This is a genomic window from Lampropedia cohaerens (genome assembly GCF_001005215.1).
Classification (GTDB): domain Bacteria; phylum Pseudomonadota; class Gammaproteobacteria; order Burkholderiales; family Burkholderiaceae_C; genus Lampropedia; species Lampropedia cohaerens.
In genome coordinates this window covers 60,146-74,829 of the sequence record NZ_LBNQ01000022.1, presented here as the reverse complement: position 1 = coordinate 74,829, position 14,684 = coordinate 60,146, and the positions used below count along the sequence as shown (strand labels likewise).

9 protein-coding genes and 1 tRNA gene are annotated in these 14,684 nt (G+C 61.1%); 6 read left to right on the top strand and 4 right to left on the bottom strand.

Annotated elements, in window-relative coordinates:
* Nucleotides 1-194: 194 nt before the first annotated feature.
* The 6 genes from rlmB to AAV94_RS06465 all read left to right on the top strand — a co-directional run bounded on the left by rlmB (nt 195) and on the right by AAV94_RS06465 (nt 8,342).
* The gene (rlmB, locus tag AAV94_RS06490; RefSeq protein WP_046741519.1) at nt 195-944 is read left to right on the top strand and encodes a 23S rRNA (guanosine(2251)-2'-O)-methyltransferase RlmB; all 750 of its coding nucleotides are present in this window, start codon (nt 195-197) and stop codon (nt 942-944) included.
* A 402-nt stretch (nt 945-1,346) separates the two neighbouring features.
* Nucleotides 1,347-3,581, top strand: a complete 2,235-nt coding sequence (locus AAV94_RS06485; protein WP_046741595.1) for an NADP-dependent isocitrate dehydrogenase — start codon at nt 1,347-1,349, stop codon at nt 3,579-3,581.
* A gap of 250 nt (nt 3,582-3,831) precedes the next feature.
* Nucleotides 3,832-6,525 (top strand): bifunctional acetate--CoA ligase family protein/GNAT family N-acetyltransferase, encoded by a 2,694-nt coding sequence (locus AAV94_RS06480; protein ID WP_046741518.1) that lies wholly within the window; start codon nt 3,832-3,834, stop codon nt 6,523-6,525.
* Nucleotides 6,526-6,583: 58 nt separating this feature from the next.
* Nucleotides 6,584-6,674 (top strand) — tRNA-Ser (locus AAV94_RS06475).
* Between the two features lie 421 nt (nt 6,675-7,095).
* A complete protein-coding gene (locus tag AAV94_RS06470; protein ID WP_046741517.1) occupies nt 7,096-8,034 on the top strand; it encodes a 23S rRNA (adenine(2030)-N(6))-methyltransferase RlmJ in 939 nt (312 codons plus the stop codon).
* Nucleotides 8,031-8,342, top strand: coding sequence for a SelT/SelW/SelH family protein (locus tag AAV94_RS06465; protein WP_084824790.1), 312 nt, complete (start codon nt 8,031-8,033; stop codon nt 8,340-8,342). Before AAV94_RS06470 ends, AAV94_RS06465 begins: the two co-directional genes overlap by 4 nt.
* Nucleotides 8,343-8,583: 241 nt before the next feature.
* Here the strand turns inward: AAV94_RS06465 and AAV94_RS06460 are convergent, their stop codons facing one another.
* The 4 genes from AAV94_RS06460 to AAV94_RS06445 all read right to left on the bottom strand — a co-directional run bounded on the left by AAV94_RS06460 (nt 8,584) and on the right by AAV94_RS06445 (nt 14,526).
* Nucleotides 8,584-9,990, bottom strand: coding sequence for a TolC family outer membrane protein (locus AAV94_RS06460; protein WP_052754947.1), 1,407 nt, complete (start codon nt 9,988-9,990; stop codon nt 8,584-8,586).
* A gap of 252 nt (nt 9,991-10,242) precedes the next feature.
* The gene (locus tag AAV94_RS14375; RefSeq protein WP_084824789.1) at nt 10,243-11,067 is read right to left on the bottom strand and encodes an OmpA family protein; all 825 of its coding nucleotides are present in this window, start codon (nt 11,065-11,067) and stop codon (nt 10,243-10,245) included.
* A 43-nt stretch (nt 11,068-11,110) separates the two neighbouring features.
* Entirely contained in the window at nt 11,111-12,289 is a 1,179-nt protein-coding gene (locus AAV94_RS06450) for an HlyD family type I secretion periplasmic adaptor subunit (RefSeq protein ID WP_046741515.1), read from the bottom strand.
* Nucleotides 12,286-14,526, bottom strand: a complete 2,241-nt coding sequence (locus AAV94_RS06445) for a type I secretion system permease/ATPase (RefSeq protein ID WP_046741514.1) — start codon at nt 14,524-14,526, stop codon at nt 12,286-12,288. Before AAV94_RS06445 ends, AAV94_RS06450 begins: the two co-directional genes overlap by 4 nt.
* Nucleotides 14,527-14,684: the final 158 nt, after the last annotated feature.

The window sequence follows — 14,684 nt, the reverse complement described above, 5'->3', positions numbered from 1 at the left end:
CAGAAGTTGGGGGTTGGCGGCTTGCCGGCTTGGCGCCACGCACCGTCGTGCAGCGGCCAGGCCGAGCGTGGCGGCAAAGTCGGCATTTTAGAGAAGGTTGCGCGCGCAGGCCGCCTCGCGTGCCAGCGCGTGCCTTCATGCGCGGATAATCTGTGGTCTTTCCCTTTCTCGCGCAACCGCCGCATCTCGCTTGTATGTCCGCTCCCAAAGTTCTGTTTGGCTTCCACGCCGTTACTGTCCGCCTCAAAACGGCTCCCGAGTCGATTGTCGAGGTGCTGTTTGACGCGTCGCGGCGTGACGCGCGCATGAAGCAGTTTCTCGTCCGCGCCAAAGAAGCGGGTGTGCGGCTGATCGAGGCCGACGCGATGCGGATTGCCAAGCTTGCCGGCACTCACGGGCACCAGGGCGTGGCCGCCCGTGTGCAGGCAGTGCAACACGCCCAGTCGCTGGACGCCCTGCTTGAGCAGCTGGAAGCGAGTGGCACTCCTGCACTGCTGCTGGTGCTTGATGGCGTGACCGACCCCCACAACCTCGGCGCCTGCCTGCGGGTGGCCGATGGCGCCGGTGCACATGCGGTGATTGCCCCCAAGGACCATGCCGCCGGCATCAATGCGACCGTGGCCAAGGTGGCCAGCGGCGCCGCCGACACCGTGCCGTATTTCATGGTGACCAACCTGGCGCGGACACTCAACGAACTCAAGGAGCGCAACGTCTGGATCATCGGCACGGCTGAGGACGCGCCCGCCACGCTCTACCAGACCGACCTGAAGGGGCCTACTGCACTGGTGCTGGGCGCCGAAGGTGCAGGCATGCGCCAGCTCACGCGCAAGACCTGCGATGCGTTGGTGCGCATCCCCATGCAGGGGGCGGTGGAGAGCCTGAACGTATCGGTGGCCAGTGGCGTGTGCCTGTTCGAGGCGCTGCGCCAACGTTTGGGCGATTGAATCGTTGCCGCGCGCAGCGGTTACGGCTCTTGCTTGATTTGCGCGCTCGTACTTACACATCCCCACATCTGCAGTGTTCAATGCAGAGGCCGCTGAGTGCGCAGCTACCGGCCCGCTCTGCCGCAATCTGACACGCCTGCTCGGCGGTTGCGCGATGCGCGTGCGTCCGCCGGGCATTGACTCCACGCAAACCCTCAACGTTGGCGGGCAAGTCTTGTATAAGACTTGAAAACCGGCGACAATAGCCGTCGCATTTTTTTCGTATTGTGGCAAAGCGTTGCACGGATTGCATCGGAGACAACGAAGCGCGCCGGCGCATGCACCAGCAATGCGGAATTTGGTGCCGGGCTCAATGCTTTTCACTGCTGCCTGGCCGTTTCTCCAACCCAATCGAAGGACCAGATGAGCAAGCAAAATCCCACCATCGTCTACACATTGACCGATGAGGCCCCGCGCCTGGCCACGGCCGCTTTCCTGTCAATCGTGCGCAGCTTCGCATCCTCGGCCGGTATCCAGGTCGAGGCCAGCGACATCTCTCTGGCCGCTCGCATTCTTGCCGAGTTCTCCGACCGCCTGCCACCGCAGCAGCGCGTGCCCAACACGCTGGCCGAGCTGGGGCAGCTGACGCAGCAGCCTGACGCCAACATCATCAAGCTGCCCAATATCAGCGCCTCCGTCGGTCAGTTGCACGCTGCCATCAAGGAGCTTCAGGACAAGGGTTACGCGCTGCCGGACTATCCGGAAAATCCGACAACGGAAGAAGAAAAGGAAATCCGCGAACGGTACTCCCGCGTGCTGGGCTCGGCCGTCAATCCGGTGCTGCGCGAAGGCAATTCCGACCGACGTGCGCCAGCAGCCGTGAAGAACTACGCCCGCAAGCACCCCCACTCCATGGGCGAGTGGAAGCAGTGGTCGCAGACGCACGTCTCGCACATGCACGAGGGCGATTTCTACCATGGCGAAAAATCCATGACGCTGGATCGCGCCCGTGATGTCAAGATGGAGCTGCTCACCAAGAGCGGCAAGACCATCGTGCTCAAGCCCAAGGTGGCGCTGCAGGACGGCGAGATCATCGATTCGATGTTCATGAGCAAGAAAGCTCTGTGCGCGTTTTACGAAAAGGAAATCGAGGACTGCAAGGAAGCGGGCATCCTGTTCTCACTGCACGTCAAGGCGACGATGATGAAGGTCTCGCACCCCATCGTCTTCGGCCACTGCGTCAAGATCTTCTACAAGGAAGCGTTCGAGAAGCATGGCAAGCTGTTCGATGAGCTGGGCGTGAACGTCAACAACGGCATGGCGGACCTGTACGCAAAAATAGCCACCCTGCCCAATTCCCTGCGCGAGGAAATCGAGCGCGATCTGCACAAGTGCCAGGAAAACCGCCCACCGCTGGCCATGGTCGACTCGGCCAAGGGCATCACCAACTTCCACTCACCCAATGACGTGATTGTCGACGCCTCCATGCCAGCGATGATCCGCGCTGGCGGCAAGATGTGGGGCGCCGACGGCAAGCCCTACGACTGCAAGGCCGTGATGCCAGAGTCGACCTTCGCCCGCATCTACCAGGAGATGATCAACTTCTGCAAGTGGCATGGCAACTTCGATCCCCGCACCATGGGCACGGTGCCCAATGTCGGGCTGATGGCGCAGAAGGCCGAGGAATATGGCTCGCACGACAAGACCTTCGAAATTCCTGAAGATGGCGTCGCCAACATCACCGATCTGGCCACCGGCGAAGTGCTGATGAGCCAGAACGTCGAGCAAGGCGATATCTGGCGCATGTGCCAGGTCAAGGACGCCCCGATCCGTGACTGGGTCAAGCTGGCTGTCACGCGCGCGCGCCAGTCCGGCATGCCGGCCGTCTTCTGGCTGGACCAGTACCGCCCGCACGAGGCCGAACTGATCAAGAAGGTGCGGACCTACCTCAAGGACCACGACACCGAAGGCCTGGAAATCCACATCATGAGTCAGGTCCGGGCCATGCGCTACACCCTCGAGCGCGTGGCACGCGGTCTCGACACGATCTCCGTGACGGGCAACATTCTGCGCGACTACCTCACGGACTTGTTCCCGATCCTCGAGCTCGGCACGTCCGCCAAGATGCTCTCCATCGTGCCGCTGATGAAGGGCGGCGGCCTGTACGAGACTGGCGCCGGAGGCTCCGCGCCCAAGCACGTGCAGCAGCTCGTGGAGGAAAACCACCTGCGCTGGGATTCACTGGGCGAATTCCTCGCACTGGCGGTTTCGCTGGAGGAGCTTGGCATCAAGAACAACAACGAGCGAGCCAAGATCCTGGCCAAGACTCTCGACGAGGCGACCGGCCGCCTGCTTGAGGAAAACAAGTCGCCGTCGCGCCGCACCGGCGAATTGGACAACCGCGGCAGCCAGTTCTACGTCGCGCTGTACTGGGCACAAGCGCTGGCGCAACAAACGCAGGATCCGGAGCTGGCGGCCCGATTCGCCCCGATTGCCAAGCAGCTGGCCGAGAACGAACAGAAGATTGTCGAAGAGCTCACCGTCGTGCAGGGCAAGCCGGTCGATATCGGCGGCTACTACCTGCCTGACCCCGAGAAGCTCGAGAAGGTCATGCGCCCGAGTAGTACCTTCAATGCCGTGATAGACGCGCTGGCCTGATCGCAGCATCATTGCCAGCAACGGCCCCGCTCGGCACACGCCCTGCGGGGCCTTTTCACTGGGATACGCACGATTGCTGCGCCAGCCTCGCCGCCGCAGTCGATTGTCTGCCCTGAAACCGCAACCATACCGCGATTTGCCGCAGGCACCGCAATAGTGCACAAAAGACTACGGTCGCCATACCGTGTGACGCCCGAACCCTCAGAATACACGCACCTGTGACTTGCGTGCCTGCCGGCACCCTCCCGCCATGGACCAGCATTACCTCAGCCCGCTTTTCGATCCACAGTCCATCGTTCTTTTCACGGGGCCGGCCGATGATCCTGATGGGTTAACGCCGCAGGCACGCGCGTTGCTGGCCCATCTGCATGCGCAACCTTACAAGGGACGTGTAGTGCCGCTGGACACCACCACCAGCGGTACACTGGCCGATCTTGCGCATACCAAGGCCGATCTGGCCATCATCGCCCTCCCCTCGGTCGAACAAGTGCTGGCGGCACTGGAGCTGGCTGGCCGCATCAAGGTCAGGGCGGCGCTGGTCTTGTCCTCCGGTATCGACGCGGCGCAGGCAGCGCAGATGCATGCCATCGCCAAGCGGCTGGGGTTCTGGTTGCTTGGGCCCAACAGCCAGGGCCTACAGCGCCCGCACCTGCAGCTCAATGCCAGCGCCGCCGGTGCACTCGCCACGCAGGGACAGCTTGCGCTGGTATGCCAATCAGGGGCGTTGACCGCGTCCATTCTGGACTGGGCCAGTGCGCACAGTGTGGGGTTCTCCTCGGTGATTGCCGTGGGGCCGCACTCACAGGTGACACTCTCGCATGCGCTGGACTTTCTCTCCGCCGACCGGCGCACGCACGGTATCGTCGTCTACATGGAAGGCATCGCCAATGCCAGACGCTTCACAAGCGCCCTGCGCGCAGCGGCATTTTCCAAACCCGTGATCGTGCTCAAGTCGGGGCGCAAGTCGGCGGGGAACGCCGCAGCGCAGACCCATTCCGGCGCCATCGTCGGCAGCGACGAGGTGTTCGATGCCGTGCTGCGCCGCGCCGGTGCTGTACGCGTGCGCTCATTCGTAGAGCTGTTCTCTGCGGCCAAGTGCCTGGCTTCGCGCTATCGTCCGGTCGGACGGCGCCTTGGCATCATCAGCAATGGCGGTGGGCCGGGCGTGCTTGCTGCCGACTGGATCAGCGAAATCGGCCTGGAACTCGGCGTACTTTCTGCCGACGCCGCGCGCGCGCTGCAGGACCAGCTTCCTGCCAATGCCTCGCTGACCGATCTGATCGACATTTCCGAGGAAGCTGGCCCCGCTGACTTTCGTGCCGCACTGGATGCTGCTGCACAGGACCGGCAGATCGACGGAATTCTAGTGATCTACTCTCCCAAGTTCGGGGGCGATCCCTCGGCCATCGCGCAGCAGCTCGCAGAGGTTCGTCCGAAACTGAAGAAACCACTGGTGGCCTGCTGGATGGGCGAAGCCAGCGTTGGCGCGGCAAGAAAAGTGCTGGTGCAGGCCCAGATTCCGAGCTTTCGCACCCCGGAAGCAGCCGTCGGTGCCTTCTCCAACATCGCCTCGTTCTACCAGAATCAGCAGCTGCTGCAGCAAACGCCGCCGCCGCTGTCCAGCCTGGCCGCGCCGGATGTGGAAGGAGCGCGGCTGCTGATCGAAGGGGTACTGGCCGAGCGCCGTAACGCACTCACGGAAATGGAGTCCAAGGCACTACTGGCCTCGTTTCACATTCCTGTCACGCAGACCCTGCTTGCGCGCACCCCCACAGAAGCGATGATGATTGCCTCGCAACTGGGTTTCCCTGTAGCGCTCAAGATCGACTCACCCGACATCGCGCACAAATCCGACGTCGGCGGCGTGGCCCTGAACATCATGAATGCCACCGTCGTGCGCGACGTCTACAACGACATGATCGCCACGGTGCGGCAGAAGCGACCACAGGCGCGCATCAACGGCGTTACCGTGCAGACCATGGCCCGCAAGAACCAGGGACGGGAGCTGTACGTTGGCGTCGTCACGGATGCGCCGTTTGGTCCCGTCATTGCGTTCGGTGCCGGAGGCACCATGATCGAGCTGATCGGTGACCATGCCATGGAGCTGCCGCCACTGAATCAGTTCCTGGCGCGCCGATTGATCGAACGCTCACGCGTGCATGAAACCCTTGGCGAGTGGCGCGGCGCCCCTGCCGTAGACCAGGCAGCGCTGGAGCGCGTGCTGCTGCGCGTCTCGGAAATGGTCTGCGAGCTGCCGCAACTGCGCGAGATGGACATCAACCCCATCATCATCGACGCAGATGGCGTGGTCGCGGTCGACGCCCGCGTGGTCGTCGGCCAGGCGGTGCAGGCATCTCCGGGTCGTTCCGGCCAATACAGCCACTTGGCCATCCTGCCCTATCCGGCGCGTTACGAGCAGCTGTGGCCATTGCGCGGCGGCGGCGACTACCGGGTGCGCCCCATCCACCCCGACGATGCGCAGGCACTGCAGGCACTGGTCAGACGCCTCAAGCCCGAAAGCCGTTACTTTCGCTTCGTCTCGCGCATGTCGGAGCTGCCGCCCTCCATGTTGGCGCAGTTCACGCTGATCGATTACGACCGCGAAATGGCTCTGTGTGCGGTCATCGATGAGGAATATACTGACGAGCAAGGCCAGCGCAGGGAGCGCGAGCGCATCATTGCCGTCTCGCGCTACATCACCAACCCTGACCAGAGCAGCTGCGAGTTCTCACTCGTTGTCGACGACGAATTCACCGGGCAAGGACTGGGCTCGCGCATGATGCACTGCATCATGGACATTGCACGGGAACGCGGATTGCAGGAGATCGTCGGCCTGGTGCTGACCAACAACGATGGCATGCTGCGCCTGATGCGCCACCTCGGCTTCACGATCAAACCCTATCCCGAAGACCCCGAGTTCCGCCTCGTCAGCCACGCCCTGTAGCGATTTCATGCAATCTTGTCGTGCATGCCGCCAAAACAAGATAGAATGCGCGGTTTCCGGAGAGGTGGATGAGCGGTTTAAGTCGCACGCCTGGAAAGCGTGTGTAGGTTAATAGCCTACCGCGGGTTCGAATCCCGCCCTCTCCGCCAGATCGCCAGTGAAATCGCACCCTTAAGGGTGCTTTTTTCTTTTCAGCCGTCCTGCCTATCTGCTCAGGTTGGGGTTTCAGTTCCTGAGCCTGCCCGGAAATGGCCAGGCAATGGGCATCTGAGAAGCCGGTCCATACTGCGAAGAAGGAGCCATCACTGCATACCCCTGCGCAATCTGGCCCCATAAGCGATACGGAGCCAGGCACTGCCGTAACGGATGGATGGATCACCTCAAGCACTGAGGGATGCCGTTGCATTGTTAGCGTGCAGTGCAGACTCGAACAAGATACATCCATCGGGAATCACGGATGAGGCCGCTGGCGCAACGCGCCCCGCGCTCAAGGAGCGAGGCGAGGCTCCCCTGGGACAACACGCGACCTCGGTAATGCCGGCATACCGTTGCAGCGATAATGCCGCCATCATGTTCAGTTACCGACACGCCTTTCACGCAGGCAACCATGCCGATGTGCTCAAGCACATCACGCTGCTCGCTACGCTTGCCCACCTTACGCAAAAGGACACGGCACTTTCGCTCATCGACACGCACGCGGGCTGCGGCCTTTATCGTCTCGATGGTGATTTTGCACAGACCAGCAATGAAAGCGACAGTGGCATCGCACGGTTATGGCCGCTGCTGACGGCTTCTGGCGCCGATGCCAGCACGCAGGCCGTGCCCGAAGCGCTGCAACGCTATTTGACGCAGATCGCGCAGTTCAACGAACTGGCCGTCGCCAGCGGCAAATCTCCTCGCATCTATCCAGGCTCACCCGCGTTGTTGCAGGCAGCGATGCGTGCGCAAGATAGCTTGCATGCCTTTGAGCTGCAGCCTGCCGACATGCGCGCGCTGCAGGGCAATCTGCAGCAGGGACCACACCAGCGTCGCGTGCGCGTCTGGCATGAGGATGGTTGGGCTGGCAGCCTGCGCCTGCTGCCTCCGCCCTCACGGCGTGCGCTGGTGCTGTGCGATCCCAGCTATGAGATCAAGAGTGACTACGCACAGGCCGCCCGGTGGCTGGGCGACGCGCTGCGCAAGTTCGTCACCGGCACCTACATCATCTGGTATCCCATCATTGCCAGGCCGGAAGCGCACGAACTGCCACGCCGCCTCAAGGCCCTGGCGCGCCAGGCCGGGCGCGGCTGGCTGCAGGCGACGCTTGCGGTCCGCAGCGGCAGCACGACTGGCGTCCGCATCCCCGGCGAAAAACCCCAGCGCACCGGCCTGGTGGCCAGTGGCGTCACCGTGGTCAACCCACCCTATACACTCAAGCCGCAGCTGGAGGCAGCGCTGCCACAGCTGGTCGCATTGCTGGGGCAGGATCACCAAGCACGGCATGAACTGACGGTGGGAGAGGCTACATGACGGCTCCTGTAGACAACGCGGCTGCCCCAATCGCCGCAGGACCCCGCATCACCATCCGCTACTGCACCCTGTGCCAATGGCTGCTGCGTTCGGGTTGGATGGCGCAGGAGCTGCTCTCAACGTTCGGCACCGACCTCGGGGAGGTCGCCCTGATACCGGACACGGGTGGCATCTTCCAGATCCATTGCAACGGGCAGCTGATTTGGGATCGCCAGCGCGATGGCGGTTTTCCCGACGTCAAGGCACTCAAGCAGCGCGTGCGGGACGTGATCGCGCCGGAGCGGCCATTGGGGCACATTGATCGTTGAGCATTGATGCGAAGCGGGATGGAACAGGTCACGACATCTCTACAACGTCGCCAACATCCTTCTACACAAATTGGGTCTTTGTGATCGCTCCTTCGTGCGTACAACAAGGGCTGCAATTCCAGCATCCTCATCAGCAGCAGCGCTACGCCAAGCTGGCGAACATCCTCGCGCGGAGCTGATGCAGCTGGCGCAGCGTATCGGACAGAGACCGATCAACAAGCACCTGCCCGTGCATGGCGCCTCAATGCGATTCGGCCAGTCTGGCCACATCTGCCGCCAGGTCCTGCAGGCCGAAGGTCTCACGCAACTGACCTGTCTGGTACAGGCACTCCAAAGACTGCAAATAGATTTCGTGCTGGCTCTCAACTGCGGCACTGCGCGCGCCATGGTACTCCTGCTCAGCATTCAGCAAATCCAGCAATGTGCGTGTGCCTAGCTGCAAATACTGCTGGCGATACAGCTCTCGCGTAGATTCCAGACTGGTTATCCGTTGCTCCTGTACACGCGCCCGCTGACTGTGTTCATACCATTGCACCGCAGCACTTTGCAAACTCTGCGAAACGTCCAAGCGAACCTGTTCCACTGCCGCACTGGCTGCCGCTAGCGCGTGCTCTGCCGCACGCTGGCGCGATTGATTTCTCCCCCCTTCGTAAATAGGGGCCGAGAAACTGACCCCCACTGATGCCTCGGGGCCACTGCGCCCATTACGCCGTGACCCGGAGGTCAAGCCCTGGCTCACATCAGCCTCTACAGACAAAGTAGGAAGCAGCTGGGCCCGCGCCTGGTCCAGCACCGCGCGCGCCGACACAAGTCTCGCCTCGGCAGCCAACATTGCTGGCGCAGCTTGCATATCCGATTCAACCATGAGCGACACGGCGCCATCGTCGCCAAACACCCGCGCACAGGCAACAGCCAAAGCGGCTGGCGGATCTCCCGCAATATCGGGCAGACGTTCATGCCCGGTCAAGTGCTGCAACGCATTACGCCACTGGCGAATCCTTGCCTGCACGGTGACCAGCTCCACTTTCGCCTGCTCCACTCGCGCTTGCGACTGGACGCGATCGGAGCGCGGGCTAGCACCGCTGGCTTCCCGCTCGGCCACCAGGTCCGCGAGACGCGTCATTTGCGCAAGTTGTTGCTCAGCAACAAGCGCCAAAGCCTGCTGACGATGAACCTCGATCCAGGCTTGCGCGGTACGGCGGACGAGATCGTCCAACGTCAAAAACAACTCTGCGCGCGCCGCGTCGCGCCGCGCCTGCGCATCGGCGACTTCGCCGCGCACCTTGCCAAAGTCATACAGAACTTGCGTGGCCGAGACCGAAGCCTGATACGTATCCCGACTGCCATAACCGTCACTGTCGTATCCTCTGAAGGAGCTGTTGATTCCGCCACGAATCTGAGGGTAATAGCCCGCCTGGGCCTGCGCCACCCCCTCTTGCGCCTGCAGCAACGCGCCACGCGCGGAGCGAAGCAGCGGATGCGTCAGGATCGCATCTTCCACGGCCGCCCGCATCCCGAGAACCGGCTCGACGGAAGACTGCTGCCCATCGACTTGCTGCGCAATTACAACTGGAGACCAAGCAGCTACCGCCACCAATGACAGAAATCTGTTGCGCAATCGCCCACTCCCCTCGAAAAACTTCCCCATAACCAGCTTCACTCTTGCCACAGCCACATCCCTCGAAAGATGCAGAAACGTCGTTGCACCGCCACCAGAAAAGCCCACCAGCAATGTATAGGCGGCTCAGGTCCCAAACCCTCGCTTATTGGCAAGCGCCGATCTCGCCCAGGTTTTTGAGAAGGTTAAAGACTTTTTATTCCAATGCGCCGCATTGACCGTAACCGGGCGAAATGCGGTGAACGAGGAATCCGTCGCCAAGCTTCTGCAGGGGGTCCATAGTTAGCGAAGTGGTTCCACCGTAATGGAGACTCGACGATTAGGTCGCAGACACTCCCGCAACGCGGGCGTGATGCGATCACCCTCACACGCCTTCACCTGTTCGTCCATGCCTCTTCCATAGCTGCGGATCCATTCCGCCGGGACTCCTCGCTCAGTCAAGTAATTTGCCACCGCGTGTGCCCTACGCTCAGAAAGCTGCTGATTGTATTGTCTGCTGCCCAAGCGGTCAGTGTGACCCACAACGGTAACATTGCTCGGTCCAGTGGCCAAAATATCTATCGCCAATTTGTTCAGAACTTCAAATCCCTGCTGAGCGAGCGAGGCATCATCAAAATCGAACAGAAAGTCCCCGGAAAGCTCGATGGTTTTCGGCTCCTGCACCGGCGCAGGCTCCACCTTCACCGTCTCCATGGCGAGCTTGCACTGATAGCGACGCCATACCGTATCCTTGACGGTCATGGATTCGTCCTCGAACACCACCTTGTACTGACACACGATGTAATCCTCGTCCGCCAGGTCCAGTTTCAGGTTGTAATCCCATTCGGTGCCTAGGGCCCCAGTACCCACTGACAGCGGCTCACCAAGCAGCGCACGCACATCCTGCGCATGAACCCCGCGCTTGACCTGAAGAATCTGCTCCGGTGGCAAGACCACGCCATCGCGCTGAAACGGCTCTGAAAAATCAGGCCATGTCATAACAACGTCACTATAGACAAGGCCATGCGGATTGACCTGACTCGCAGACTGATTTTCCGCACCATTCGCCAAGCAGGAGCTCCACAGTGCAACTGTCACAAGACCTGCTAAAAATTTATTTTTCATCATTTCAACCTCAATCTCTCAAAAAAAATGAACGTATTACCTTGATTCAGCGCTCTCGAAGCGCCTCCTGCGCACGATTCATCGGCTTGACCAGATACTGCCATATAGTCTTGCTTCCGGTCTTTATCTCTGCAGTCGCAACCATTCCAGGAACAATGGGAAATTCAGCACCCTCTTTATTTACCAGGACATCCTTGTCCGTGCGAATGTAAATTCGATAGTACACAATCTTTGGGTCCACCTCATCGCGAATTGTATCCGGAGAAATCGTCACCACCTTTCCCTGCAATCCCCCATAAATTGCATAATCGTATGCCGTCACCTTTATCACCGCATCCTGACCTGGATGAATGAATGCAATATCTCTTGGAGAAATTCTCGCCTCAATCAACAATTGATCTTCCAGGGGAACAATCACCATTAGATTTCCGTTGGGTGGCACGACACCACCAATGGTCGTCACCTCAATGTCCTTGACCACCCCTCGCACCGGTGAACGCAAAGTCATCCGTGTCAGCGAATCGGCGCGCCCTCGCATTACTGAAGACAGGGACTCCACCTCCGCATTGGCCTTGGCCAGCTCCTCACGGCTGCGTACCATGTATTCCGACCGGACCTCGGCAATCTTGAGCTGCAACTCTGAACGCTGCCGCTGAAGGCGCAACAACTCCACATTGCTGGCTGCACCCGACGTCACCAAGGACTCCGTTATCGTCAACTCACGATTGACCAATGCCAGCGAACGTTGCAGGCCGTTGAGCGATTCGGCCAGACTAGCCCTTCGGGACTCGAACAGCGCCCGTTCCGCATCAATCAGGTCAGGATGGCTAGCCAACTCCTGCGGAAATTCCAACTGATCGCGCCCCTCCACTTCCGCCTGCAGCCTGGCGGCACTGGCCAGCGCCGCGCGGTATTTCGCCGCCGTCTCCTCGACGCTGGATTCACTTCTGGTCGGATCCAGCTGAGCGAGCACCTGGTCTTTCTCGACGATGTCTCCCTCTGCCACATGAAGCTCGGCCAATATGCCGCCTTCCAGCGACTGGATGACTTGTTCACGCGATGTGGGAATCACTTGTCCGCTGCCGCTGGAGACCTCATCCACCTCAAACGTAATGGCCCAGATCAGGAATGCCAGAAGGAAAACGCTGATCCAGACAACCACCTTCGATGAACCGCTGGCGCTTACCTCATCCAGGTCAAAAACATCGTCAGTGCGCCTGGTCATGTCCGCACCTCACCTGCCGTTTTCGCCTTCACATTAACTACCGACTTATCCTGGGAAGACTTGTCTGCTCCCTGGGTCGCAACCTGACGCAACCGTTGCAATACCTCTTCGCGAGGGCCGTCCAACAGCACCCGGCCATTGTCCACCACGATCGCGCGCTGCACCAACTGCAGCATTGCCATGCGGTGGGTGGCAATAACCATGGTGGTGTGCTGCGGCAGTGCGGCCAGCGTCTCAATCAGATGTTGTTCGGCAGAATCATCGAGTGCAGCGCTTGGCTCATCGAGCAGCAGAATGCGTGGTTGGCGCACCAACGCGCGCGCCAGCAACAGGCTTTGCCGCTGCCCTCCGGACAGGCCAAGGCCACCTTCCTGCACCATCCGGTTGAGCCCCTCCGGGGAGCGTTGCACGAAACTCCAGGCACCGGTTGCTTTCAGCGCAGCGATGAGCGCCTCATCGGTGGCTGTTGGCGCCCCCAGCATCAGGTTTTCTCTCAGCGTGCCATGAAACAGCCGCGCTTCCTGCGAAAGCAGCCCCATGTCCCGACGCACATCGGCGGGATCGATGTGGCGCAGCGCAACATCGTCAAGCAGCACCTCGCCGGATAGCGGCTCCAGCAGGCCGGAAAGCGCCTTCAGCAAGGTCGACTTGCCCGCACCATTGCGTCCCAGAATGGCGATTCGCTCTCCGGGGGTGATCTTCAAGGCATGAACCTGCAGCACCGGATTCTGACCGTCGTGACCGAACACGGCCTTGCGAAATTCATACGCGCCATGCAGCACAGGGCGATGAATGCGCCGCTCATGCTCGGGATTGTCCACCGGCAACTTCAGCAGATTATCCAGCGCCTCCTTGCCCACCCGGGCCTGCTGCCAGCGTCCCAGCAGCTGGGTAAGGCTTGCCAGAGGCGCCAGCATCCGCGAAGAAAGCATGGATGCCGCCACGAGCACGCCCGTGGTCATTTCCGCCTGCATGACAAGGGGGGCGCCAAAGAAGATCACCACCGCGAACACCGCAGTCTGCACCGTCTGCGTCCAGTTGTTGAGCCAGCCGACCAACTCGCGCAACTTCATGCCGATGTCGGCATTGACTTCGTTGCAATGGTTCCAGTGATTCTGAAACCGCGGTTCAGCCTGTAGCAGCTTGATATCTTCTAATCCCTGCACCGCCTCCACCAGCATGGCATTGCGCAGCGACGATTCGCGCATCCCCTCCTGGGCAAGCGCGCGCAGCTTTCGCTGCGCCAGCAGCCCCGGTATCAGCATGACCACGACCGCCACGATGGGAATCCACACCAGCGGACCTGCCACGTAGGCAAACAACACGCAGAACAACAGAAAGAACGGAACGTCCGCAATCGCCGCGATGGTGGTCGATGTCAGCATGTCGCGCACAGACTCCAGTTCGCGCAACTGGGAGATGAAGGTTCCCGTCGCCCGTGGCCGCGCCGTATTGCGCACCCGCAACGCATGACCGAATACCCTGTCGGAAATGCGCAGGTCGGCGCGTTTACCCAGTACATCGGTAATCTGCGTGCGTGCCTGACGCATGATGAAGGCAAAGACCATCGCCAGCATGACCCCGCCGAACAGCACATACAGCGTGGGCATCGATTGCGCCGGGACCACCCTGTCATAGACCTGCATGGAAAACAGAATGCCCGCCAGGCCCAGCACGTTGTAGACCAGCGATGCCAGCAGAATGTGCCAGTACGGTCGCCAGTCGGCCAGGACCAGACGCTTCATCCATCCCGCCTCGAACGGACGAATGTAGTCATCGACCCGACTGTCAGGCTGCGCGCGAGCCGGACGCAGGACCGCCATGCGCGACAGCCGCCCCTGCAGGCTGCCCGCGCTCAGGCTTGTCGGCAAACCGGCGTCGCCACCCAGCTCAACCGTAAGGCCTTCGGCCGTCACGGCCGTGATGACGCCGACCTGACCATCATCGAGTTGGACGACCAGCGGCAAACGCCAGGCGGATATGCGCGCAACATCAGGCTTGACCCAACGCACTGCAAGGCCAACCTGGCGCGCAAGTTGCGAGACCATCGCCTCCAGTGCAGCCTGGCCCCGCCCGTTTGTGCTGCCCCATGCCGCAGCGACACGGATGGATTCAGGCGAGCAGTCCAACCGATAGTGATTGGCCACGCGCACCAGCGCATCCACCCACCCCGTCAAGTCATCCGCGGCACGCGGTTGGGCAGGCGCTGGTGTTGGTTCAGCGGCAGTACCGCTCATTGCAACATCCCTGCGCCTGCGTCAGCCCCCATCGTTGCTCCACAGCGCGCATGACGGCACTGTGGCGAGTTCGACCACCGCGCACTACCGGCCAGCAGCATTCTCATCGACACTCATCCTCTTTAATAAACACAACCCTGAATCAGGTGTCTGCAACC